At 51.7% G+C, this 23,735-nt stretch carries 22 protein-coding genes; 17 read left to right on the plus strand and 5 right to left on the minus strand.

Annotation, left to right across the window (positions count from 1 at the left end; genetic code table 11):
• The 4 genes from CRO33_RS17640 to CRO33_RS17655 form a co-directional block, all read left to right on the plus strand.
• Positions 1-922: ATP-binding protein (locus CRO33_RS17640; protein ID WP_101749446.1), on the plus strand; the 922-nt coding region annotated here is incomplete at its 5' end.
• A gap of 70 nt (positions 923-992) precedes the next feature.
• A complete protein-coding gene (locus CRO33_RS17645; protein WP_097119029.1) occupies positions 993-2,264 on the plus strand; it encodes a Glu/Leu/Phe/Val family dehydrogenase in 1,272 nt (423 codons plus the stop codon).
• Positions 2,265-2,384: 120 nt separating this feature from the next.
• Positions 2,385-2,726 (plus strand): type II toxin-antitoxin system RelE/ParE family toxin, encoded by a 342-nt coding sequence (locus CRO33_RS17650; RefSeq protein ID WP_097119030.1) that lies wholly within the window; start codon positions 2,385-2,387, stop codon positions 2,724-2,726.
• A complete protein-coding gene (locus CRO33_RS17655) occupies positions 2,723-3,061 on the plus strand; it encodes a helix-turn-helix domain-containing protein (RefSeq protein WP_034829921.1) in 339 nt (112 codons plus the stop codon). Before CRO33_RS17650 ends, CRO33_RS17655 begins: the two co-directional genes overlap by 4 nt.
• Positions 3,062-3,126: 65 nt before the next feature.
• On the opposite strand, the gene CRO33_RS25035 is transcribed toward CRO33_RS17655, so the two are convergent.
• From CRO33_RS25035 to CRO33_RS17670, 3 genes are all read right to left on the minus strand, one after another.
• Complete coding sequence (locus CRO33_RS25035; protein ID WP_072226574.1) at positions 3,127-3,219, minus strand: porin; 93 nt, start codon at positions 3,217-3,219, stop codon at positions 3,127-3,129.
• Positions 3,220-3,337: 118 nt separating this feature from the next.
• The gene (locus tag CRO33_RS17665; protein ID WP_097119031.1) at positions 3,338-3,802 is read right to left on the minus strand and encodes an SRPBCC family protein; all 465 of its coding nucleotides are present in this window, start codon (positions 3,800-3,802) and stop codon (positions 3,338-3,340) included.
• Between the two features lie 59 nt (positions 3,803-3,861).
• Positions 3,862-4,527, minus strand: coding sequence for a TetR/AcrR family transcriptional regulator (locus CRO33_RS17670; protein WP_097119032.1), 666 nt, complete (start codon positions 4,525-4,527; stop codon positions 3,862-3,864).
• Between the two features lie 79 nt (positions 4,528-4,606).
• Here CRO33_RS17670 and CRO33_RS17675 point away from each other — a divergent pair, with 79 nt between their 5' ends.
• Positions 4,607-6,124, plus strand: a complete 1,518-nt coding sequence (locus CRO33_RS17675; protein WP_097119033.1) for an MDR family MFS transporter — start codon at positions 4,607-4,609, stop codon at positions 6,122-6,124.
• Positions 6,125-6,387: 263 nt separating this feature from the next.
• Positions 6,388-6,939 carry a C40 family peptidase gene (locus CRO33_RS17680; RefSeq protein WP_034829917.1) on the plus strand — a complete coding sequence of 184 codons (552 nt, stop codon included), beginning with the start codon at positions 6,388-6,390 and terminating at the stop codon, positions 6,937-6,939.
• A gap of 40 nt (positions 6,940-6,979) precedes the next feature.
• Here CRO33_RS17680 and fhuE read toward each other — a convergent pair whose 3' ends face one another.
• The gene (gene fhuE, locus CRO33_RS17685; protein WP_097119034.1) at positions 6,980-9,154 is read right to left on the minus strand and encodes a ferric-rhodotorulic acid/ferric-coprogen receptor FhuE; all 2,175 of its coding nucleotides are present in this window, start codon (positions 9,152-9,154) and stop codon (positions 6,980-6,982) included.
• A gap of 447 nt (positions 9,155-9,601) precedes the next feature.
• On the opposite strand from fhuE, the gene CRO33_RS17690 reads away from it, so the two are divergent.
• Complete coding sequence (locus CRO33_RS17690) at positions 9,602-10,693, plus strand: YncE family protein (RefSeq protein WP_034829915.1); 1,092 nt, start codon at positions 9,602-9,604, stop codon at positions 10,691-10,693.
• A 60-nt stretch (positions 10,694-10,753) separates the two neighbouring features.
• On the opposite strand, the gene CRO33_RS17695 is transcribed toward CRO33_RS17690, so the two are convergent.
• Entirely contained in the window at positions 10,754-11,623 is an 870-nt protein-coding gene (locus CRO33_RS17695; protein ID WP_097119035.1) for an AraC family transcriptional regulator, read from the minus strand.
• A gap of 790 nt (positions 11,624-12,413) precedes the next feature.
• On the opposite strand from CRO33_RS17695, the gene CRO33_RS17705 reads away from it, so the two are divergent.
• From CRO33_RS17705 to CRO33_RS17750, 10 genes are all read left to right on the plus strand, one after another.
• Positions 12,414-13,787 (plus strand): sugar porter family MFS transporter, encoded by a 1,374-nt coding sequence (locus tag CRO33_RS17705; RefSeq protein ID WP_097119037.1) that lies wholly within the window; start codon positions 12,414-12,416, stop codon positions 13,785-13,787.
• 143 nt (positions 13,788-13,930) lie between these two features.
• The gene (locus tag CRO33_RS17710) at positions 13,931-14,812 is read left to right on the plus strand and encodes a Gfo/Idh/MocA family protein (RefSeq protein WP_255253286.1); all 882 of its coding nucleotides are present in this window, start codon (positions 13,931-13,933) and stop codon (positions 14,810-14,812) included.
• A gap of 34 nt (positions 14,813-14,846) precedes the next feature.
• Positions 14,847-15,275, plus strand: a complete 429-nt coding sequence (locus CRO33_RS17715) for a PTS sugar transporter subunit IIA (RefSeq protein WP_097119038.1) — start codon at positions 14,847-14,849, stop codon at positions 15,273-15,275.
• Between the two features lie 27 nt (positions 15,276-15,302).
• Complete coding sequence (locus CRO33_RS17720; RefSeq protein ID WP_097119039.1) at positions 15,303-16,244, plus strand: sugar phosphate isomerase/epimerase family protein; 942 nt, start codon at positions 15,303-15,305, stop codon at positions 16,242-16,244.
• Between the two features lie 396 nt (positions 16,245-16,640).
• Positions 16,641-17,180: a sugar dehydrogenase complex small subunit gene (locus CRO33_RS17725; RefSeq protein ID WP_097119040.1), complete on the plus strand. Its 540-nt coding sequence runs from the start codon at positions 16,641-16,643 to the stop codon at positions 17,178-17,180.
• Between the two features lie 20 nt (positions 17,181-17,200).
• On the plus strand, positions 17,201-18,829 hold the full coding sequence (locus CRO33_RS17730) for a GMC family oxidoreductase (protein ID WP_097119041.1): 1,629 nt from the start codon (positions 17,201-17,203) through the stop codon (positions 18,827-18,829).
• Between the two features lie 2 nt (positions 18,830-18,831).
• Positions 18,832-20,211 carry a c-type cytochrome gene (locus tag CRO33_RS17735; protein ID WP_097119042.1) on the plus strand — a complete coding sequence of 460 codons (1,380 nt, stop codon included), beginning with the start codon at positions 18,832-18,834 and terminating at the stop codon, positions 20,209-20,211.
• Positions 20,212-20,267: 56 nt separating this feature from the next.
• Positions 20,268-20,768 (plus strand): sugar dehydrogenase complex small subunit, encoded by a 501-nt coding sequence (locus CRO33_RS17740; protein WP_097119043.1) that lies wholly within the window; start codon positions 20,268-20,270, stop codon positions 20,766-20,768.
• A 20-nt stretch (positions 20,769-20,788) separates the two neighbouring features.
• A complete protein-coding gene (locus CRO33_RS17745; protein ID WP_097119044.1) occupies positions 20,789-22,393 on the plus strand; it encodes a GMC family oxidoreductase in 1,605 nt (534 codons plus the stop codon).
• Entirely contained in the window at positions 22,386-23,714 is a 1,329-nt protein-coding gene (locus CRO33_RS17750; RefSeq protein WP_097119045.1) for a cytochrome c, read from the plus strand. Before CRO33_RS17745 ends, CRO33_RS17750 begins: the two co-directional genes overlap by 8 nt.
• The last annotated feature ends 21 nt before the right edge of the window (positions 23,715-23,735 follow it).

Below are 23,735 nucleotides of genomic sequence, written 5' to 3' on the forward strand. Positions count from 1 at the left end.
GGATAAAAACCGTGCCATTGCTAAACGCATCGGCTACCCGGTCATCATCAAAGCCTCTGGCGGCGGCGGCGGTCGTGGTATGCGCGTGGTGCGCAGTGAAAAAGATCTGGAACAATCCATCGGCATGACGAAAGCGGAAGCCAAAGCGGCTTTCAACAACGACATGGTCTACATGGAGAAATTCCTCGAGAACCCGCGTCACATCGAGATTCAGGTGATGGCCGACGGCCAGGGCAACGCCATCTATCTGGCGGAACGTGACTGCTCGATGCAGCGTCGTCACCAGAAAGTGGTCGAAGAAGCACCAGCGCCGGGCATCACGCCGGAACTGCGTCGCTTTATCGGCGAGCGCTGTGCCAAAGCCTGTATCGATATCGGCTACCGCGGTGCGGGTACCTTCGAGTTCCTGTACGAAAACGGTGAGTTCTACTTCATCGAGATGAACACCCGTATTCAGGTGGAGCATCCGGTGACCGAGATGATCACCGGCGTGGATCTGATCAAAGAGCAGCTGCGTATTGCTGCCGGTCAGCCGCTGTCAATCAAACAGGAAGACGTGATGGTGCGCGGTCATGCGGTAGAGTGCCGTATCAACGCCGAAGACCCGAACACCTTCCTGCCAAGCCCGGGCAAGATCACCCGTTTCCACGCGCCAGGCGGTTTTGGCGCGCGCTGGGAATCGCACATCTATGCCGGCTACAGCGTGCCGCCGTACTACGATTCCATGATCGGCAAGCTGATCACCTACGGTGACACCCGTGAAGTGGCCATCGCGCGCATGAAAAATGCGCTGGCGGAACTGATCATCGACGGCATCAAGACCAACGTCGAGCTGCAGGTGAAAATCATGTCCGACGAACATTTCCAGCAGGGTGGCACCAACATCCACTATCTGGAGAAAAAACTCGGCCTGCACGACTAAACCAATCCTCTCGCCGCCATTCTGCCGTTGGCGGCATTTTCTATCCTGACAGTAAAATCTGGAGGTCAGTTTGTCTGAACTTTCCTATGTGACAGGCGACTGTCACTCAGCCTGGTCAACGTATTTGACGCAGGTTGAACGCGTGTTGCCACTGCTGGGCGATCTTAGCCGCTGGGCCGATACGTTGACGCATCCGAAGCGGGCATTAATCGTTGATATCCCTCTGGAAATGGATGATGGCTCAGTGCGTCATTTTGAGGGTTATCGCGTGCAGCACAATTTGTCGCGTGGGCCGGGTAAGGGTGGGGTGCGTTTCCATCCTGATGTGACGTTGCAGGAGGTGATGGCGCTCTCTGCATGGATGACGGTGAAGTGCGCTGCGCTCAACCTGCCGTTTGGCGGAGCGAAAGGCGGCGTGCGTGTCGATCCGGCAACCTTATCCCAGAAAGAGCTGGAGCGTTTAACGCGGCGCTATACCAGCGAAATCGGCAATATGATTGGTCCCCAACAGGATATTCCCGCCCCTGATGTTGGAACCAACGCGCAGGTAATGGCGTGGATGATGGATACCTGGTCGATGAACGTTGGCGCCACTACCACCGGCGTAGTGACCGGCAAACCGGTGCATCTGGGCGGGTCACTGGGGCGCGTCAAAGCCACCGGGCGCGGGGTTTTCGTCACCGGTTGCAGCGCTGCGACTAAGCTGGGCATTGATGTGCCAGATAGCCGCGTGGCGGTGCAGGGTTTTGGTAACGTTGGCAGCGTCAGCGCCGAACTGTTCCATGCGATTGGGGCAAAAGTGGTGGCGGTGCAGGATCACAAAGCCACATTGTATTTGTCCAGCGGAGTGGATATCCCGGCGTTACAGACGTGGCAGCAGGCTCACGGTAGTATCGCGGGCTTCCCGGGTGCTGACACCATAGCGGATGAACATTTTTGGACGCAGCCTTACGACATTCTGGTTCCTGCTGCGCTGGAAGGGCAGATTACTGCTGAACGTGCCAACCAACTGAAGTGCAGCCTGATTATTGAGGGGGCAAATGGCCCAACGCTACCGGAAGCGGATGATATCTTGCAGCAACGCGGCATTGCTGTGGTGCCAGATGTGATTGCGAATGCGGGCGGCGTGACGGTGAGTTACTTCGAATGGGTGCAGGATTTCTCCAGCTTCTTCTGGAGCGAAGAGGAGATCAATCAACGGCTGGACAGCATTATGCAGCACGCGATTGAAACGGTGTGGCATAAAGCGGATGCGCTGAACGTGACGCTGCGTACGGCAGCTTACGCCGTTGCCTGCGAGCGAATTCTGCTGGCAAGGAAGGATCGCGGGTTGTATCCGTAAACACATTAGTTTGAGAGAAGCCTCGCAAATGCGGGGTTTTTTATTGTGTGAAGTTTGTTCCGTACACTTAGGTGTGTATAATATTTTATACACAAATGGAGTGGTGTGGAGCGCACAGAAATGGATGAAAAGGATTTAGACTGGCGTGGTACAACGCTGGAGGACATCAAAATGTTCCCCAATGAGGTGAAAAAGGACGTTGGATTTGAACTTCACAAAATTCAAAATGGGCATAATCCCACTCACTACAAGGCTGTGAATCGCTGGGGAGCAGGTGTTATTGAGGTCAAAATAAAAGGCAATGATGGCGAATATCGCGTCGTTTATGTGGCAAAATTTGTTGAAGCCATTTATGTCATACACGCCTTCCAAAAGAAAACACAACAAACCAGCCCCAAAGATGTGAATATAATCATCGAGCGTTATAAAGCAGTTATCGAAGAACGGAGAAAACTAACATGACCGATAAAATCGATACCCAGTCGCGGCATATCACCAAAGCGGGCAGCAATATTTTTGCTGATCTCGGATTCGAACCGGCTGAAGCGGACTCCCTTCTGACACAATCTCGTGAAGAAATTAACCGAGCCGACGAATTAAAGAAGCAGCTAATGACTGAAATTTCTGAATGGATGACGGCAAGTGGCCATAAGCAGATTGAAGCGGCAAAGATCCTGCACGTTTCCAGACCCCGAGTTTCAGATGTGGTTAATCTAAAAACAGAAAAATTTACCATTGATTCGTTAGTGGGTATGGTTGCGGCGATGGGCAAAAAGGTCCAGTTAGTGATCGAGTAATTCACCCGCTGCAAACTTGACTGCGAGTAGTCGAAAAAGGCCAGCATTGCTGGCCTTTCTATATATTAGAACTGATACACCAGACCCAATGCTACCTGGTCATCATTCGGCAGACCGAGTTTGTTGTTATCGTCGAGCAGGTTGATCTTGTAGGCCACAAAGGTCTACATGTTTTTATTGAAGTAGTAGGTTAATCCTGGCTCAAGGAATTTAAGTAAAGCTTCATTGCCCATGAGCCTTTAAGTAGGCTCATTATCAAGAAAACCGCAGGTGCCCTTAAAGCATCTGGGCATAAGCTTCAAGCTGGTCGGCAACCATGCCCCAGCCGCTATGAAAGCCCATTTTTTCATGTTCGGCGCGTGCTTCAGCGTTGCGATGCCTGGCAATGGCAACGTAACGAGTCGCGTGCGGATTGAGCGGTTCCAGTAGCAATATTGCGGTCATGAAAGGATGCTCAGCAGGTTTCCATCCTTCTGTATAGGTATCGGTAAAGACCAGTTTACGACCCGGTATCAGCTTCAGAAACACCCCTTCGTTGCGCATTTCATTCCCCTCCACCTCAAAAATCGTGTTGAACCGACCACCAGGATGCAGATCGATATCGCAACTGACTAACTTATGAGGCTTAGGCACAAAAAAGTGTTGGAGATGTTCTGGTCTGGTCCAGCAGCGCCAAATCACATCGGCGGGTACTTGCAGGGTACGCTCAAGCTGTAAATTGGTATCGGCATCTAAAATCATCATTTTTTCCTGCTCGCTGAATATCATTTCAACAGTGTAGATGCGAGGCAGAAAACGGGTTAGCTGAGCGGGCGGATACCCTGGCAGAACAGGCTAAGTGTGTGCTGTACAATCAGCTCCGTATCAAACTCCGGCTCATTGGCGAAGCGTGTGAACGGCACGAGAATCAGGCTCAGGATGGAGGTCATCAACAAATCGGGATTTAGCGCCGCATTTAATAGTCCCTGCTGTTGCCAGCGCACAATCAAAGCCCTGACTTTGTCGCGTCCCGCATGACCATATCGTTCTTTAATGTGCTGACCTAAGCCGTGAGAGCCGCTGGTGACTTCTTGCATCCACAGTGGGGCAAACCAGTCATTGTTCAGTACTATGTCAGCGATTTCACGAATAAATCCACTAAAAGTAGTGACAGGGTCACTTTCGTCATTGTTGAAGTGAGCTTCAAGACGCTGGCGTAGCGGTAAAAAGCGCTCCTCAACCACCACATCTAACAACGATTCGCGCGACTGAAAATAGTAGTTGAGCATCGCCGGACTCACGCCAGCTTTACGTGCAATCGCATTCAGCGAGGTTTCAGCGATGCCGCTTTCGGCATAAATCGCAAGCGTAATGTCCAACAGGTGCTCGCGCTGTTGTGCAGTGATGGCTCCGCCCCGAGGACGTCCAGGACGGCGGGGTTTGGCAGGAGTTGTCTTATCATCAGCTGGGACTTTTCGTGCGGTCATCTTTACGCGCTCACTTGTTTCATGTCAGACTTCGATCAATATTAATTGTGTATTTAATTAATTTCAATTGGTGTCTGATATGAAACCTAAAACACTTGTGCCGCACTCAGGCAGTGGAGAAGAGCGTCTTCCTTCCGTCCGCTTGCTGATGGGCGCATTGATGCTGGTCATGCTGCTTTCCGCCCTTGACCAGACCATCGTCTCGACAGCACTGCCAACCATTGTGGGTGAATTGGGCGGGCTTGATCGGCTGTCGTGGATCGTCACGGCCTACATGTTGGCCTCGACAATTGTTGTCCCGCTTTACGGCAAGTTCGGCGATCTGTTTGGCCGTAAAACGGTGCTACAAATCTCGGTCATCTTGTTTCTCATCGGCTCGGCACTGTGTGGCCTGGCGCAAAATATGGAGCAATTAATCTTTACCCGCGCACTGCAAGGTCTCGGCGGTGGCGGACTGATGGTGGTCAGTATGGCGGCCGTCGCGGATATTATTCCACCAGCAGAACGCGGTAAATACCAGGGACTCTTTGGCGGCGTTTTCGGTCTGGCGACCGTGGTGGGGCCATTACTGGGGGGCTTTATCGTCCAGCACGCCTCGTGGCGCTGGATTTTCTATATCAATTTACCGTTAGGGTTGTTTGCGCTGCTGATTATTAATGCGGTGTTTAAAGCCGATAACAAACGTAAACCTCATGAGATTGATTATCCCGGTGCTGTTTGCCTGAGTCTTGCGCTAGTGGGTATCACCCTGTTTACCAGTGAAGGCGGTACGTTGCGGGCATGGAGCGATCCGCAGTTGTGGTGCATCCTGGCGTTTGGTCTGGTCGGAGTGATTGGCTTTATCTACGAAGAACGTCGTGCATGGGAACCGATTATTCCGCTTGGGCTGTTCCGTAATCGCAGTTTTTCGCTCTCCAGTTTGATGGCTTTTATTGTCGGGATGTCGCTGTTCGGCAGCGTCACTTTCCTGCCGCTCTATTTGCAGGTGGTGAAAGGCTCAACCCCGACCGAAGCTGGGTTGCAGTTGCTGCCGCTGATGGGTGGGCTGCTGGTGACATCGATTATCAGCGGACGCATTATCAGTCGTACTGGTCGCTATCGTCTGTTCCCGATTGGCGGAACCTTGCTGGCAACCGTCGGGATGGCTCTTATGACGACGCTCACCCTGCAATCTGCGCTGTGGCAGATTTATCTCTACGCCTGCGTGCTCGGAATGGGCATGGGGATGGTGATGCAGGTGCTGGTGCTGGCGGTGCAGAACAGTGTGACACCCGACCGTATTGGCGTCGCCACATCCTCTGTCACGTTGTTCCGTTCGGTGGGCGGTTCAATCGGGGTGGCGCTGTTTGGCGCGATGTTTAGTCACGTCTTGAAATCGGGTTTGACTGAATTGGTGGAAAAGGGCGATGTATTGCCCGCCACGCTGGACCCGAATGCAGTGCACCATTTGCCGTATGATGTGCAACAAGCGTATTTGCAGGTATTTAGCACAGCGGTACATGCGGCATTCCAGATGGCGGCGGTGGTGATGGCGCTGGCCTTTATTTTGTCATTATTCCTGCCAGAGTCGCCGTTACGCAGCCAATCCAAACAATAAAATGATGCCGGCTTGCCACCATCGGCAGACAGATGCTAATGGTGGGATGAAATAGCAGCAGAGTTGGGCGAATTAATAACCTCCAAAGCGAAAATTGGCGAAGGAATAGTTAATTTTTATCCCAAATACATGATGTTACCTTTGCGTAAACTTAAGTAAAAAAGAAGAGGATTAAAAGAATTCAGCGGCGAGCTATTTATTTTTGCAACTTTTTTGCGGTATAAATCTCTAACCACTGTCTCCCTCAGCGAAAACGTCATCCCATGATCAACTCTGCGGCCAGAAAATTTATCGCCTGTCTGTTTGTTATTACCCTGGCAGGTTGCTCTTCCAAAACTTCTCATGCACCTGCGGAAGAGAGTGTCGATGCTTCAACCGATGGTGGTAAGCAACCCGATTTGATTCCCGTGATCGCGGCATTACACGACCAGATGCACTCATGGGAAGGCACCAAATATCAGTGGGGCGGCACGCAATTAAACGGTGTGGATTGCTCCGGTTTTGTTTGGCGAACCTTAAAAGATCGTTTCAATATTCCAATGGATCGTGTCACAACGCGCGAATTAATTGCCATGGGGCAGCCGGTTGATAAGGCGCACCTGCAACCCGGTGATTTAGTGTTCTTTCGTATCAAACACGAGTTACACGTTGGCTTTTATGACACCGACCACCAATTCCTCCACGCTTCGGTTAGCCAGGGCGTGATGCGCTCCTCACTGAATAATCCGTATTGGAAATCGGTATATCTGGAGGCGCGGCGTCTGCCACGAGAACAGAATTCGCAGATCAGCTTTAATTATAAAAATAAAGTGTGATGCAGAAAGTATCCCCGGCCTGGCGCCGGGGATTTTTTTATCAGAATTGATATGACACGCTAACCGAGAAGTTGCGCGGCTCACCGTAAACATAGTTGTTCATATAGGTGTAGTACTCACGGTCGAATAAGTTATCGACGTTAGCTTGCACCGCAACCTGTTTGGTGACCTGATAACGGGCAAACAGGTTTGCCAGTGGATAGCTTCCCTGATACACGCGCTGGGTGCTGCCATCTGGCGCGCTCACATCTTCAAATACGCGGTTCTGCCAGTTAATACCGCCACCGATGGTCAGGTCAGGCAACATCGGTACGTTGTATCGGGTAAACAGCTTGAACTGGGTTTGCGGTTGATCAGGGTTATAACGACCATCCGAATCACGCGCTACATAGCGCGTTGCGCCGAAGGTTAATTGCAGGTTGTCGGTAAGCGCACCGTTCAGTTCAAACTCGGCGCCTTTGCTGCGTGCGCCCTTAGTGGCGGTGTAGGCCTGTTCGCTGCTGTTGTTGACGTACACGCCATTCTCTTCGGTGCCAACATTCTCTTGCTGGATCCGGAACACTGCGAAGGTGGCGGTTAAACGGCCATCATACCAGGCTGATTTCACACCCGTTTCGTAGCTCTTCCCGGTCACTGGGGAGAGATAATGGCCTGAACTGTCGCGATAAGTCTGTGGCTGGAAAATCGACGTATAGCTGGCATAGGCTGACCAGGTATCATTGATGTCATACACCAGACCCGCATACGGGGTGGTATTGTTTTTGGTCATGTTACCGCTGCTACCGTTGGTGCTCCACTCGGTGTAGCGCGCTCCAATAATCAATGACAACGGATCGGCCAATGAGAAACGCGCTGCGGTATAGGCTGACTTCTGACGGATAACGTCATTGGCGTTCAGATACCAACCCTGCCACTGAGGTTCGGCAATATTGCCATTCCAGTTATTGTTGAAGGGCCCCATATCCGCTGAGGTAATGTCATACTCATCAAGATCAGTAACACCATCCTGACTATAAGTCTGGTTGTGTTGGCGGCTGTAACTTAAGCCTGCCATTAATTGGTGCTGGCGGCCTAACAGCTCAAACGGTCCACTGGCAAAGGCATCAACCGAAGTTTGCTCACGTTTACCGCGGTCCAGACTGCCATATCCTGTTGAACCCTCACCTGTGCTTTCATCTGGATTACCCATGACATATAAAAGCTTGTCACTGAACGTATTCTTGGCATGGGTGCCATTCACATGGAAGCTCCAACCGTTATCGAAGTTGTGCACCAGATCGGCATACACTTTCTGCACTTCAGTGTGGTAGTACGTCCAGTCTGCGCCTGAGTTCAGGCTGCGGTTGTAATGGGTAAGTGACCCGTTGCTGTAGAAGACGGGTAATCCACCCCAGGTTGGGTCGCGAGTATCCGCTTTTTCATAGTCGTAGCCGAGAGAAAAGGTCGTTTTGTCGGTTAAATCCGCATCGACCACGCCATATAGGAATTTCTTGTTTTTATGATAGCGGTCCAGCCAGCTGTCCTGATCCTGATAACCCGTCACCACGCGCCCGCGCAACGAACCCTCGCTGTTGAGTGGCCCTGAGATGTCTGCAACATAACGCTGTTTATCCCAACTGCCATAGCTAGCGTCCACCGAACCCGTAAACTCTTTGCTGTCGGCGTGCTTGCGCACCATATTCACCGAAGCAGAGGGACTGCCAGCACCAGTCATCAAACCGGTGGCACCGCGCACCACTTCAATACGATCGTAAATGGCCGTGTCCGAGGCTGCATCACCATAGTTCCAGCTATCACCGACCGAGGTGGGGATGCCGTCAAAGGTGAAGTTGGTGATCTTGAAACCGCGCGAATAGTATTCTGAACGTTCAGAATCCACCAAGTTGCTGGTGATACCAGTGGTGTTGTTCAGCACGTCGGTGACAGTTTGCAACTGCTGGTCCTGCATACGCTGCTGCGTCACTACACTGACAGATTGCGGCACGTCACGCGGCGTGAGTAGCAGCTTTGTGCCCGCTCGCGTGGTTTTCACCGCATAGTCCTGCTTGTCATTATCATCACTGCTGTCACTGGTGGTCGCATTGACCACCAGATCCTGCTGAGTGGTATCAGCAGCCTGCGCCAATGTGGGGTTGAGAAGGGCGTGTACTGCCATAGCCAACAATGAAACGCTGAACGTTTTGCGGATACCTGATTCCCTGCCGATCAAAGACATAATCGTTTCCGTGGTAAATGATGGTTATAAGAAGCCATTACGCTTCGGTTGTTATGCTGGTGGTTGCGTCGTGCTACCCAAAAGGGCAGAACAAACGAATGCACTATCTAATTACGAACGCCAATGATAATCATTTGCTTTATAGGATCTCGCAAGGATTCAATTTGAAGTGTAATAATGTGTAAACACGAAGTAATTCAGTCATCTGGAGGGATTTATAACCCGTTAGTTGCTGGTGTTTTCACTTTTATTTGGCAAGATTTGGCACTTTTTTAATATCAGGTAGCGTCAAATCAGGCGGCGAATTGAGTTAGCCGGGTGGAATGAGCACATAAATCTACGCGAATATTTGATTACTTTACGATAATGCGTATGATTCTCATTCTTCTTATATTTTCCGCCCGCTACGATGTGGTCGGAGCCGTTCATCCATTGATGGAGTTCAGCATGAAATCGTTGTTTAGCCCGCGTAAAGCCACTGTTGCTATGGCGATCGCCGCAGCATTTAGCCTGACGGCTTGCCAGGCACCTGCCAAAAAAGCCGAGGCACCAGCCGCTGAGACTGTAAAACCGGTTGATACCGCAGTGTTGAAACGCGACCTGGGCGATGGTCTGTACGAAATGGCCTACTCTCCAGCATCGAAAGCACTGTTTGTCGCCAGCGCACAGGCATTCAAAGATGTTAACGGCGGTATGATCTATCGTCTTGATCCTGCGACGCTTGAGACCAAGGGTGAGACACACACCGATCTGAAAAACTTTGGTACGGCGATCGATGAGCAGGGCAGCGTGTTCTACACCACCAACTCACTGGATGGCGCTATTTCCAAAGTGGACGCGCAAAGCGGTAAAGTGCTGCAGCGTTTAGTGTTCCCGGGCAAAATCAGCAAAGAAGGCTACCCAGCGGGTGCGCGTGAAGTGCTGTGGCATGGCAATGAGTTGTATGTCGGTCGAGTGGCCGATCCAGGTTATATCTCCGTGGTCGATACTAAGACCTTCAAACTGAAAACCGAGATTAAAAATGCGGGCAAATGGGTAACGGGCATTATTTACTCTCCGGTTACTGAACGTATTTATGCGGCCAACGGCTCTGGCGAGATCCTGGTGATTAATCCGCGCACCCACAAAATCGAGAAGCGCTGGACAGCCGGTGACGGTAAAGAGTATCTGTTCCTGAACATGGCAGAAGATCCATCCACTGGCCGCCTGTTTGTGACTGACGATTCTAAAGGCAAAGCCACATTGGTGTTTGACGAGCGCACCGGTAAAGTGATCAAGCGTATCGAGGGTGATTCTCTGGGTATTAAATTCGATGCGAAGCGCAATGAGATCTTCATCAGCCAGCGCGAATCGAAGAAAGTACTGCAGTTGGATGCCACCACTTACGCAGTAAAGAACAGTTGGTCATTCGAACAGAATCCCAACAGCCTGCTGATTGGACCGGATAACAATACCCTGTATGTAACCTTGAAGGCCGAGTTCAATAAAGACTCTTCAACTAAAGGCACCGATGGTATTGCGCGTATTACACTGAAATAAGATTGCGCTATGAAAAGATGCCCTCGAAAGAGGGCATTTTGCTTTTGGAAGAACGAAAAATTAACGATTGAGTTGCCCGGTCAGCCAGAATTTTTTATAGCGTGCAGGTGGTATGCCGACAAGATTATGAAAGATGCGATGGAAGTTATTGACGTTATCGTAACCCACGGCGTTAGCCACCTCAGTGACACCCAGATTGGTGCTCAATAGCAAATTTTGCGCCTCGCCAATTCGGCGACGCGTCTGATATTGTTTGGGTGAATACCCTGAATAATCTTTGAATACGTGCGCCAGATAAAATTGATTCATATTCAATGCAGCGGTGATCGAACTCAGTGCGATATCTTCTTTATAGTGATTATCAATGTAATCTTTGATGCGTTGTCCCAGTAGGGTGTTATTGCTCTCCTGCTCTTGTTTGTTTTCAATCCAGATATTGCGGCACAGTAATAGCAGCACGCTCAGTAAGTTATCGCCGATTTCGGCACTAAAGAGCCGTTTGCTGTTAACGTGTGCCCACATCTGATCAAACAACTGGCAAATTTCATCATAAAACTCACCGCTGGGCATCACGGCAGGTTGGGCGCGCGTGGTGAGAACATTGAGAGGCAAGCCATCAACCTTAAGTTGCTCAACGCCGCAACTGAAGATCAATAAATCGTCTGACGCATCAGGGCTTTCGTCATGAAGTACATTCGCGTTAAACAACATGATATCGCCTTGCTTGACGTCATAGCCTCGGCCATCGATGTTGTAGATGCCACTGCCTGAGCGTATGAACATCACTTCAAAGCGGTCATCATGCTTGTGCATGACGCGAGGAATGGCCTCTTCTTTACCTTCTGCTTTGCACATAAACGCCAGGCGCGGACGCAAACTGTTGTCGAAGCCACGGGCGGAGGGATGTTCATTGATGCAAAAGGTAATCATGGTAGCTCCTGTTGGTATAGCGCTATTCTTGCATTAGTTTTCAGCCTCGTAATCATCATTTTTGCTTTTTACTGATATTTAATCCATTGACAGGTAAGGCGTTGATGATTTTAGGAGAGTGCCAGGTGTTGATTTTTGTTTTTTAAACATTGGCTAAAATATAAAATTGATCGTCGTCACACTTTTATTTTGATCAAAATACACCCACGCATTAAATACCAGGAAAGCATGATGTTGTGTTGAGCGGCATGAACTTGCAATCAATAGGGATAAGTTGAGGGCTAAAATGAAAATATCATCAATATTGCTGTATTCGAACAGGTGGAAATACAAAATTGTCGAAACCACAGGCGATAAGTGCCATTGAATGCGTGCCATAGTCGCGAAGAAATATTTTAACAAACATGTGAAAAAATGGCTTTTTTTATTTGTCTTCATTCTTGCTATGTCAATGCATAATATTTGCAATGTGACTTTAATCACTGGTTTTTGTGATTTTTGTGAGGAATATATGATCTTTCGCACGCTGTTAAATCGTGTGGGCGAGAGCAACTGGTGTTTGGAATTCACTTTGATATAACGTTGTTGTAACGAAAAGGGGACTGACAGCGTGTTCAGCGTTGCCAGAAAAATAACAATAATGATGTTGTGCATTAAATAAATGTTCTGATTCAGGCTGCGTAAAATTCCTCAGCGACGACTGACCAAAAATACGGCTTGCAACGGTTTTACCTTACAACCAGATGGAACAGCTAAGTATAATAAAACGAACCTGCAAAATCCTCAGCGCATGCGGTTAATCACCATTGTTTCGACGATTGGTGGTTTATGCTTTGGTTACGATACCGGTGTTATTTCCGGTGCGCTGATATTCATGAAGTATGACCTGAATCTGACACCTGCGCAGGAAGGTTTTATTACCTCATTCCTGTTATTCGGTGCGGCACTTGGATCGTTATTTGGCGGATATTTATCGGATAAACAGGGGAGGCGTAAAAACCTGCTATGGGTTGCAGCTATCTTTATGTTTGGCGCTTTAGGCACTGCATTCGCCTGGGATGTGCCCTCAATGATTGTGGCCCGCTTTATTCTGGGCTTAGCGGTGGGCTGTGCCTCCGTGACAGTACCTATTTATATTTCCGAATTAGCGCGGGCAGATCAGCGTGAACGATTGGTGACGGTCAACGAATTAATGATCGTGACCGGGCAATTCCTGGCGTATTCCGTTAACGCTGCGATTGTAAACCTGTATCCAGAGATGCAGCACAACTGGCGCATTATGCTGGCGATTCCCGCACTGCCGGGTGCGCTTTTGTGGTTCGGGATGTTAATGATGCCTGAATCGCCACGCTTCTTTATTCGCCGTGGCGAAACGGATAAGGCCGTGAAGGTGCTGAAAACATTGCGCCTTCCGGAGGAAGTAGACCGAGAAGTGAAAGAGATTCAGCAGATCGTTAAGGCTGATCAGGTGAAGTTTAATCTGTTCGCTGAGCTAAAAAATCGCTGGGTGATTCAACTGGTTTTGATTGGTTTAATGATTGTGCTGGCCACTCGAGTGACTGGAGTCAACACCATCATGTACTACGCGCCAACCGTCCTGAAAGCAACTGGGCTCGGTGATGCGGCAGCGGTTACCGGCGCGGTGGCAAACGGCATTATCTCCGTATTGGCGACGCTGCTGGGCATGGCGTTGATTGGCAAGCATTCACGCCGAAAAATGTTTTTCACCGGTCAGGCTGGGGTAACCGTTAGCCTGGTGTTGATTGGCCTGGCGTTTAAATTCTTCTTCCACACTGAAACCGTCAACGGAGTGGATACGCTGCATGCCAATTTCGCCAACGCACCTTATGTCATTCTTGGCTTGATGTTGGTATTCCTGGTGTTTATGCAGGGTTGGATTGCGCCAGTATTCTGGCTGATGTTAGCGGAAATCTATCCATTAAGAATGCGTGGTGTCGGCATGGGCTTTGCGGTATTTGGCCTGTGGATCTTCGACTTTATGATCCAATCTATCTTCCCTTATTTGCTTAGTCATTACGGTGGCGGCATGACTTTCGGTTTCTTCGGCGCGACCAACGTCATCATGCTTATTCTGCTAGTGAAATATTTACCAGAAACGCGTGGCCTGACTCTGGAACAGATTGAAAAGAAATTTCGTTTTTAACCTGAGGATGAATAAATGACAGTCAAAATCGGCTTAATTGGTCTGGGCATGATCGGCCGGGACCATCTGAAACGTTTCCACCATGTTATTTCCGGCGCGCAAGTCACTGCTGTTTGCGAATTAACCACACAACAGCCGATGCCGTGGCGAACGAATTTGGTGCCACCGCGTTTTATGATGCAGAAGAGATGATCAATTCCGAATTGGTCGATGCAGTCTTTATCTGCTCTATTGGTCCGGTACACAAAGCGCAAATTTTGGCGGCCTTTAATGCGGGCAAGCCCGTATTCTGCGAAAAACCGCTGACACCAAGGGCTGATGAATCGAAAGAAATTATTGTTGCAGAGGTCAAAGCGGGTAAGCGCCTTTTACAATTGGGCTTTATGCGCCGTTTTGACCCGGGTTATCAGGCGCTGAAGCAGTCGATTGAGGGGGGCGCGTTGGGCGACATCATGTTGATTCACTGTGCTCACCGCAACCCGTCAGTGCCAGAGAGCTACACGCTCGAGATGGCGGTTAACGACTCCGCCACTCACGAAATCGACATCATTCGCTATTTGCTGAACGAAAATATCACGTCTGTGCGTGTAGACAAGCCGCGTAAGAAAACCCGCCGCGCATTGCCGCACTTGCAGGATCCGCTGATTGTGATCTTCGAAACCGAATCCGGTGTTCGTATTGACGATGAACTGTTTGTGAACTGCCACTACGGCTACGACATCCGCTGTGAAGTGATTGGTGAAAATGCCATTGCCGCCTTGACGGAGCAACAGTTCATCAGTACCCGCTCACTGAACGGCAATGCACAACACATTGCGCAATCTTGCATGGAACGTTTTGCAACGGCTTACGATCGCGAAGTTCAGCATTTTGTTGACAGCGTGCGTGATGGTCGCGAAATGAGCGGCCCTTCCTCCTGGGATGGCTACGTCGTCGCGCTGGTCTGTGATGCCGGTCTGGCTTCGCTGAAAGATGGCGAGAAACATGACGTGGTGATTCCAGAGCAGCCCGCGCTTTATCGCTAATAACCTAACTTCTCGCGAAAAGTGAGGAATGACGATGTTGAAACTGACGGAAGGTGCGCTGCATTTGCAATGTTGGGCAGCGAATAAAAACCAAGCCATTGAGATAGCGGCAAAGGCGTTAGAGCAGTCCGGTTATGTAAAACCTGGCTTTATCAATGGCATGTTAGCGCGTGAAAAAAGCGTTTCTACCTATATTGGGGCGGGTATTGCTTTCCCTCATTGTGTGAAAGAGAACCTCGACCAGGTGATTAAAACCGGGTATCAGGTTTTTCAATTTCCAAATGGTGTGAGTTGGGGCGCTGGAAAGGTGGTGTTTGTCGTCGTTGCTGTTGCGGCAACTGAAAATGAACATATTCCACTGTTAGCTGATATTGCCAATTTGCTCGGCGATGAAGTGAAAACCACGTTATTAGCCAATGCAAAAACCAAACAAGAATTTATCGAACAATTTGAGAAAGCGTGATTTACGCACCAGATGAAGGATTAAACAATGAAGCTTGCATTATGTACTGACGTTCTGGCGGATTTACCTTTCGCGGCGATGCTGGATAAAGTTAAAAGCTACGGTATTGAGGGCGTAGAAATGACGGCAGGTGGATGGTCACCCTGTCCGCACGTGAAAACAGAGGAACTTCTGGCCTCGCCAGAAAAACTGGAGAAGTTCAAGCAAGAGCTGGCTGAACGAGAAATGCGCATCGTGGCGTTAAACTGCTCAGGGAACCCGTTGGCACCGGGTGAATTGGGTGAGACACACACGAAAAGTAGCTATCGCGCGGTTGAGTTGGCAGGCAAGTTGGGCGTGAAAAAGATCGTGATGATGAGTGGCCTGCCAGGTGGGGGGCCAGAAGATCGCGTGCCGAACTGGATTACCTCTACCATCTCATGGCCAGATTATATGCCGGGTGTGATCGATTATCAGTGGAATGAGGTGGCCATTCCGTGGTGGAAGAAATTTGTCCAGCACGCTAAACAGCATGGCGTCGAACAAATCGCGATTGAAGAGTTCCCATGCCAATTGGTGTACAACCCCTCGACATTGCTGCGCCTGCGTCACGAGGTGGATGACATGATCGGCATGAACCTCGATCCTTCGCACCTGATTGCGATGGGCGCGGATCCGATCGCTGCTGCACGTAAGCTGGAAGGGGCAGTGTTCCACGTCCACGGCAAGGACGCGCGTATTGAGCGTGGTTTGGCCGACGTTGACGGCTTGATGGAGTATCAACCGGTGACGAACACGAAAACCCGGACCTGGAACTACGTTGCTGTCGGTTGCGGTCAGGATCTGAAGTGGTGGAAAGAGTTCTTCTCTGTATTGCGCATGACCGGTTACAACGGCGACGTCTCGCTGGAGATGGAAGATCTCACCATGAGCGTGGAGGCTGGTCTGCAGACTTCCATTGATGCGCTGAATGCAACGTTGAGCAAGTAAGTTTCTGCTGTTTTACAAGCCGCTATCTCTTTGGGATGGCGGCTTTTTTTATGGTCATGATAATCCTCGCATCTCGCATCTCGCATCTCGCATCTCGCATCTCGCATCTCGCATCTCACAGCCCTTACCTCTATTGGGACATACATCACTCAAAGTGATTATGCGTTAGCTTTTAATGCCCAAACTCGCTCAATTTTGATTTGAAAACATCATTACGTATGGCTTTTGTTTAAGAACCATTTATTATATTAAAAGTCCGTGTCGTTATAAGGCATCTGATTAACATTGCGTTATGTGATTGTTAACTCGCGGTGCTGTTACGTTATTCAAATAACTAGATTTTTTACCTTCGCTTTGCGATGGGTTTTGAGCCGTGTCACTAACCAGGGATACACCATGAGTAAGTTGCAAGACCTGCCGCCAGGCGAGGTCCAGTTGTCACGTCGGAGAGTGTTACTGTCCGGCGCTGTGATCGTGGCTGGCGGCCTGATCACCACCACGCTTCCGCGTTTGGCGTTTGCAGACTCGTCAAAAAATTTCATTCCTTTCATGCAGATATCTCGTCTTCTGGTCAATCACAAACTGGATGATACGGTCGGGCAGCGCATGTTGGCGCTGTTGGAACTCGAACAGCCGGAACTCATGACAAATCTCAATCATCTGCTGGCAATTGCCAAAGCTAATAAGGCGCAGATCGTTGAGGATTTCTTCCCGGCGATTCCGGAAGGTGCTTTGCAGCAACTGGCGCACAAAATCATCTTTGGCTGGTACACCGGCTGCCTCGAACCGAAACGTTCGGCAAAAGCGTTCGCTTATGAAAAGGCGCTGACCTGGAACACCACGATGGACACCATCACGATTCCGTCTTACGGCATCAGTGGGCCAAATAACTGGCAGCGCACCAACACACCGGTTCTTCCCGTACCGAAATTCTGACCAATAAAAGAAGATAAAATATGGCAGCTCCTTCTCAGTCACCCGTGGTGATCGTTGGCACCGGCGTGGTCGGTGTGGTGATCGCTGAGCAACTGCTTGATGCCGGCATTCCGGTATTGATGCTGGAAGCCGGCCCGCGCGTTTCGCGTGCCGAAATCGTTGAAAATTATCGCAATCTACCCCTGGCGGCCAAAGGCAACCCGATTGAGTGCTACCCGTCCCGCGATTGGGCTCCGCATCCGGAACCGGCAGGGGCGGGCAAAGGGTATCTGCAATTAAGCGGCGAAGACTCTTATGCGCAAAGCTATGTGCGCTATGCGGGCGGATCGACCTGGCACTGGGCAGGAACATGTTGGCGCTTAACGCCTGCGGATATGCAATTGCATTCTCGCTACGGCGTTGGCCGTGACTGGGCGTTTGATTATGAGACGCTGGAACCTTATTACGCCCGTGCTGAATATAAACTCGGCATTTGTGGACCGGACGATCCGGCACTGCAATGGCCGCCACTGCGTTCGAAACCTTATCCGATGCCCGCGCTGCCGTTTGGACCGGGGGAAGCACGCTTTACCGAAGTGGTGCGCGAGAGGCTGGGGTTGCATAACATCCCTACCGCGCAGGCCCGTAACAGCGGCATGTCCTATGACGATCGCCCGGCATGCTGCGCCAATAACAACTGTGTGCCGGTTTGTCCGGTGGGCGCGAAGTATGATGGTGCGACGGCACTTTCCCGCCTCGAAGCCAAAGGTGCCACCATCCTTGATAACGCGGTGGTGTGGCGTATTGAAACCAATGCCGGCAACAAAATCGAAGCGGTGCACTACTACGATCAGCACAAGCAAACCCATCGCGTCAGCGGCAAGTTGTTCATCATCGCCTGTAACGGACTGGAGACGCCGAAACTGCTGCTGATGTCAGCTGACTCGCGTAATCCAAACGGCATTGCTAACAGCTCCGATCAAGTCGGCCGCAACATGATGGACCATCCACAAATCACCATGACCTTAACGCTGGATGAACCTTATTGGGCGGGCGTAGGACCGGTGGTGAATAGCGGCATTATGGAAACCTCGCAAGGCGATTTCCGTTCTGAGCATGCGGGTGCTTACTTCCGCTTCAACAACTTTGCGCGCAACCGCTTCGTCACTTTTGGCGCACTGGAGAAAGGGCTGGTGGGTAAAGCATTGGATGAAGAGATCCGCCGCATGACCGCCTGTACCGCCGATATCGTGCTGGCGCATGAGATCCTGCCGGATGCCAATAACCGCCTGACGCTGAGCGATAAAAAGGATTGGCTTGGTCTGCCGAAACCGGCCATTCACTACAATGTGGGCGACTATGTTCGCCGTTCGTACCAGAACTACTCCAAACCGATCGCTGACAAGATTGCCGAAGCAATGGGCGCGATCGATAAGAAGTTCTCGAAACAATTCAACCAGAGCAAGCACATCATGGGTGGCACCATCATGGGTAACGACCCGGCTAATTCGGTGGTGGATAACGAATGTCGCGCTCACGATCACCGCAATCTGTTCCTGCCGGGCGGCGGGGCGATGGCAAGTACCGCCTGCGGTAACAGCACCTTGACGATGGTGGCGCTCGCCTTTAAAGCCGCTGATGCCATCGTTAAACAGGCTCTGGAGGCGTAATCATGTTGAAAATAAAACAGATCGCGCTGGTTCTGGCACTGGCGAGCGGTGCCGCTCATGCCGCTGATGATGCCTTGGTCAAAAAAGGTGAATATTTAGCGGTAGCCTCAGATTGTACTGCCTGTCATACCGCTGAACACCGTAAACCCTTCGCCGGTGGCAAAGCGATTGAATCACCGGTGGGTGAAATCATCGCCACCAACATCACGCCGTCGAAGGTCGCAGGGATTGGCAACTACAGTGAGCAGCAATTTGCTGATGCGCTGCGTAAAGGTGTGCGTGCCGATGGCGCCAATCTTTATCCGGCGATGCCTTACACCGCGTACGCCACCTTAACGGATGAAGATGTGCATGCGCTGTACGCCTACTTCATGTCAGGCGTGCAGCCGGTGGATAACACGACGGAGGAGACCCATCTGCCGTTCCCGTTGAATCTGCGTTTTTCGATGATGTTCTGGAACGCGCTGTTCCTGAAAGCTCCGGGTTACACAGCGGATGCGTCACACTCTGACAGCTGGAATCGCGGACGCTATCTGGTGGATGGCGCAGCGCACTGTAGCACTTGCCACACCCCTCGCGGTTTTCTGATGCAGGAGAAAGAGGGTGATGCCTTTACTGGTGCGCAGGTCGGCCCGTGGTTCGCGCCCAATATCACCGCCAACGCGGTGAGTGGGATTGGCCAGTGGTCACAGCAGGATCTTATCACTTACCTGAAAACCGGTCGTCTCGCGGGGAAAGCGCAGGCTGCTGGTAGCATGGCGGAGGCGATTACCCACAGCTTCCAGCACTTATCGGATGCCGATTTGGCCGCCATTGCCGAATACATGGGCAGCGTGACGGATAAAGATGCACCTGCGAGCGGCGCTTCGCGCTTCGAACAGGGTAAAGCGGCTCAAAATCTGGTGGCGTTCCGTGGTGATGCATTCAACGCGCCCACCAGCGATGAAGGTGCTCGCCTGTTCTCCGGCAATTGCGCGTCGTGTCACGGCAGCAGCGGCCAGGGAACCAAAGACGCGTTTTATCCGAGCCTATTCCATAATAGTGCTACTGCAGAGCGTAATCCGTCGAACCTGATTGCTACCATTCTTTACGGTGTTCAGCGTCATACCGCCGAAGGTGATGTGTTTATGCCGCCGTTTGGTTCGCAGCCGAACGCATTGAATCAGCTTGATGATCAGCAAGTTGCCACGCTGTCGAACTGGATCTTGCATCACTACGGCAATGTTGACGCAACCGTCTCACCAGATCAGGTGGCGGAGATCCGTCGTGGTGGACCGTCATCACCACTGGTGATGCTGGCGCAGGTCGGGGTAGGCGTCGGTGCGTTGGTGGTAGTTGCACTGCTGATGTGGTGGCTGATGCGCCGCAGACATAAAAAATAGATTCGATTTTATTCTGTCGCCTGTGATGGCAGGCGACGTTTTTACTGGAAGACATTATGAAGCACTACTCACGCCGCCGCGTGTTGAAGATGGTCGGGCTGGTGACGATTGCCAGCGCCGCAGGCCAGCTTTTGCCGTTGCCGCGCCTTAACGCCGCCCAGTCACCGGCCAACGTGGCTGGGCTGGATGATTTTATGCAGGTTTCACAACTGCTGACGCAACAAGAATCCCTGAACGCCACCGTTGGGCGTGCGCTGCTTTTGGCCCTGAGTCAGACGCAGAAAGGTTTTCTCCCTGCGCTGGCACAGTTGAAGGCGCTACTGCAAAACCAGCCAGAACTGCTGCAGCAAGATCACCTGGCGTTTGCCTCGGATGCGGACAGCGAAAAGCTGGCAAAAGCGATACTTGGCGGCTGGTACAACGGTGTGGTCGGCAAAGGCAATCACGCGCTGTATGTCACCTACGTGAACACGCTCGCCAATCTGCTGGTGGATGACAAATTAGTGCCGCCGAGTTTCTCCTACGGCAAATGTGGTAGCTGGGCGCAACAGCCCTGATTCAGAAGAGTAATGTCGTTATGAAAAACAATAATTCTGCCGATGTGGTTGTTATCGGCGCGGGCGTTAACGGCTCGCTGCTGGCGACCCGTCTGGCAAAAGCAGGTAAATCAGTACTGTTACTGGAGTCCGGCCCGAAAGTAGCACGCGATCAGCTAGTTGAGCGTTTCCGTGCATCGGCGTTCAAATCTGACTTTATGTCGCCGTATCCATTCTCGCCCAAGGCACCGCATCCGCGCTATACACCGGAACCGAATGATTACCTGCATCAGGCCGGGCCGCATCCGTTTGCTGCGCAGTACATTCGCATGTTTGGTGGCACCAGCTGGCACTGGGCGGCGCAGTTGTGGCGCTTTGTTCCCAACGACTTCCGTCAGCACAGCCAGTATGGCGTCGGCAAAGATTGGCCAATTTGCTATGACGACCTGGAAGAGTACTACTATCAGGCGGAAGTGATCGCGGGGGTCGGCGGATCGCCGGACAATGGTTCGCCGCGCAGCAAACCTTATCCGATGGAGCGCGTGCCGGCGTCCTGGTTGCAACAACGCGTGACCGCACGCCTGGCACCCGACTTCACCGTGCTCGATGACAGCACGGGTCGCAACAGCCACAGTTACGATGGCCGTCCGGCCTGCTGCGGCAATAACAACTGCATGCCGCTTTGCCCAATCGACGCCCAGTATCACGGCGGGATTGCCGCACAGCAGGCTGAAAACAGCGGCGTGAAAGTGATCACCGAAGCGGTGGTGTATCAGCTGGAGCACGATGCCAAGGGCAATATCGTGGCAGCCAATTACTATGACTGGAACAAAGTCAGCCATCGTGTCACGGCTGAAACCTTTGTACTGGCCGCCAACGCGATTGAAACCCCAAAACTGCTGCTGATGTCTGTCAGCGATAAATTCCCGAACGGTATCGCCAACGCGCACGATAATGTGGGTCGCAACCTGAGCGATCACCCGGCGATAGGCGTGACGTTTGACGTCGATGAAGAGATTTGGCCAGGACGTGGCCCGGTGAGTCCTTGTTCGATTGGTCAGTTCCGTGACGGCGATTTCCGCAGCGAACATTCACCGTTCCGTATCGATATCTCTAACGCTTCACAGGTTGCCTCAGTGACTAAAGAAGCGCTGGCGGAAGGACTGTTTGGCAAGAAGTTGCAGGAAGCGATTCGCTTCCGCGCCGCGCGTCGCCTTAGCATCAAAAATGCGCTTGAGCAGTTACCCGATCCGAACAACCGCGTGACCTTGAGCAGCAACAAGGACGAGCTGGGTTTACCCACGCCATCGCTGTATTGGGACGTGAACGATTATGTCATCAAAGGCACCGCGAAAACGCGTGAATGCTATGACGCGATTGCGGCCAAACTCGGCGCAACCAACATTAAGCACAGCAAAACCGGTAAGTTCTCTAATCGTCAGCACATCACCGGCACGCTCTCTATGGGCCTCGACCCGGCGACCAGTGTGACCGATGCGTGGGGGCGTGCACATGATCATCATAATCTGTTTATGGTTGGCACGGGTGTGATGCCAACGGTGGGCACCTGCAACGTCACGCTCACGGCAATGGCGCTGGCTCTTCGTACCGCCGACAAAATCCTGCAGGAGACGCAACATGGCTAAGCACTGGAAAGCCCTGCTTGCAGCAGGCACGTTGGCGTTGGCTGTTTCACAAGCGCATGCAGCGGATGAGCAACTGATTAAGCGCGGGGAGTATCTGGCGATTGCCGGTGACTGCGGCGCGTGTCACACCGAAGAGGGTAAAGCCCCTTTCAGTGGCGGCCACGCGATTGCCAGCCCGTTGGGCACGATCTTCAGTACCAATATCACGCCATCGAAAACTGCGGGAATCGGTAATTACACCGAACATCAGTTTGCGGATGCGTTGCGTAAGGGCGAGCGTGGTGATGGCAGTCAGCTCTATCCGGCAATGCCTTACACGGCTTATGCGAAGCTGACTGATGAAGATGTCGCTGCTTTGTACGCCTACTTTATGCAGGGCGTGCAGCCGGTGGATGTGCAGCCAGAGAAAACTGCGCTGCCATTTCCGTTCAATCTGCGTTTCAGCATGGCGGCGTGGAACCTGTTGTTCCTCGACAGCAAACCGTTCCAGCCAGATGCCAAACAGTCGGATGAGTGGAATCGCGGCGCCTATCTGGTGCAGGGGTTAACCCACTGCAGCACCTGCCACACGCCGCGTAATTTCCTGATGGCGGAGCAGCAGGATAAGAACCTGCAGGGGGCTTCACTGGGTACCTGGTTTGCGCCCGATATCACGGCGGCTACGTTGCAGGGCAAACCGCACTGGACGCGTGACATGCTGGCGCAGTATCTGGCGACAGGCCATGCCAGCAACGGCGCCACGGCGGGTGGACCGATGCTCGAAGCCATTGATAAAAGCTTCTCGCGCATGACGCCAGCAGATCGTCAGGCTATTGCAACGTATCTGCTGCCGCAGGATAGTGCTGCGGCTGAGCCAGCACCGACGAATCACTGGATGCCAGTGCGAGGCGACGACACGCCACAGGCTGCGGTCAGCGAAGGTGAGCAGATCTATCGCAACAACTGCGCCTCCTGCCATAACCTGACAGGTGAAGGGCTGAACGGTCTTCCAGCGTTGCAGAATCATCCGGTGCTCAACAAGCCTAACGCCGATAATGTGGCGATGGCGGTATTGGATGGCGTATGGCCAGAACACGATCAGGGGATGATTGGCTTTGCCGGTGAGTTGAATGACCATCAGGTGGCTGCCGTCACTAACTATGTGATGCAGGATATCGGTCACAGCAAGGTGCAAATCACTGAGGATCGAGTGAAATCATTGCGCGCGGGCGGTGACGCGTCACCTTTGATGCTGGTATCGCGGCTTGGCATGGCTGCTGCGGGTATCATTGTGGTGTTCGGGCTGATTTGGTTTGGTTTTAAAAGAAGGGCCAAACGCTAACGGCTTTGTCCTATGACAAAT

Origin of the sequence: Pantoea sp. GL120224-02 (assembly GCF_900215395.1) — a bacterium.
GTDB classification, from domain to species: Bacteria; Pseudomonadota; Gammaproteobacteria; order Enterobacterales; family Enterobacteriaceae; genus Pantoea; species Pantoea communis.

What these genes read in the sequence shown, in the direction of transcription:
- CRO33_RS17720 (WP_097119039.1), top strand. Translation starts at nt 15,303, where the DNA reads ATGAAGCTTGCATTATGTACTGACGTTCTGGCGGATTTACCTTTCGCG.
- CRO33_RS17695 (WP_097119035.1), bottom strand. Translation starts at nt 11,623, where the DNA reads ATGATTACCTTTTGCATCAATGAACATCCCTCCGCCCGTGGCTTCGAC.
- CRO33_RS17650 (WP_097119030.1), top strand. Translation starts at nt 2,385, where the DNA reads ATGGATGAAAAGGATTTAGACTGGCGTGGTACAACGCTGGAGGACATC.
- fhuE (WP_097119034.1), bottom strand. Translation starts at nt 9,154, where the DNA reads ATGTCTTTGATCGGCAGGGAATCAGGTATCCGCAAAACGTTCAGCGTT.
- CRO33_RS17655 (WP_034829921.1), top strand. Translation starts at nt 2,723, where the DNA reads ATGACCGATAAAATCGATACCCAGTCGCGGCATATCACCAAAGCGGGC.
- CRO33_RS17750 (WP_097119045.1), top strand. Translation starts at nt 22,386, where the DNA reads ATGGCTAAGCACTGGAAAGCCCTGCTTGCAGCAGGCACGTTGGCGTTG.
- CRO33_RS17675 (WP_097119033.1), top strand. Translation starts at nt 4,607, where the DNA reads ATGAAACCTAAAACACTTGTGCCGCACTCAGGCAGTGGAGAAGAGCGT.
- CRO33_RS17745 (WP_097119044.1), top strand. Translation starts at nt 20,789, where the DNA reads ATGAAAAACAATAATTCTGCCGATGTGGTTGTTATCGGCGCGGGCGTT.
- CRO33_RS17725 (WP_097119040.1), top strand. Translation starts at nt 16,641, where the DNA reads ATGAGTAAGTTGCAAGACCTGCCGCCAGGCGAGGTCCAGTTGTCACGT.
- CRO33_RS17730 (WP_097119041.1), top strand. Translation starts at nt 17,201, where the DNA reads ATGGCAGCTCCTTCTCAGTCACCCGTGGTGATCGTTGGCACCGGCGTG.
- CRO33_RS17690 (WP_034829915.1), top strand. Translation starts at nt 9,602, where the DNA reads ATGAAATCGTTGTTTAGCCCGCGTAAAGCCACTGTTGCTATGGCGATC.
- CRO33_RS17680 (WP_034829917.1), top strand. Translation starts at nt 6,388, where the DNA reads ATGATCAACTCTGCGGCCAGAAAATTTATCGCCTGTCTGTTTGTTATT.
- CRO33_RS17740 (WP_097119043.1), top strand. Translation starts at nt 20,268, where the DNA reads ATGAAGCACTACTCACGCCGCCGCGTGTTGAAGATGGTCGGGCTGGTG.
- CRO33_RS17665 (WP_097119031.1), bottom strand. Translation starts at nt 3,802, where the DNA reads ATGATTTTAGATGCCGATACCAATTTACAGCTTGAGCGTACCCTGCAA.
- CRO33_RS17735 (WP_097119042.1), top strand. Translation starts at nt 18,832, where the DNA reads ATGTTGAAAATAAAACAGATCGCGCTGGTTCTGGCACTGGCGAGCGGT.
- CRO33_RS17715 (WP_097119038.1), top strand. Translation starts at nt 14,847, where the DNA reads ATGTTGAAACTGACGGAAGGTGCGCTGCATTTGCAATGTTGGGCAGCG.
- CRO33_RS17670 (WP_097119032.1), bottom strand. Translation starts at nt 4,527, where the DNA reads ATGACCGCACGAAAAGTCCCAGCTGATGATAAGACAACTCCTGCCAAA.
- CRO33_RS17705 (WP_097119037.1), top strand. Translation starts at nt 12,414, where the DNA reads ATGCGGTTAATCACCATTGTTTCGACGATTGGTGGTTTATGCTTTGGT.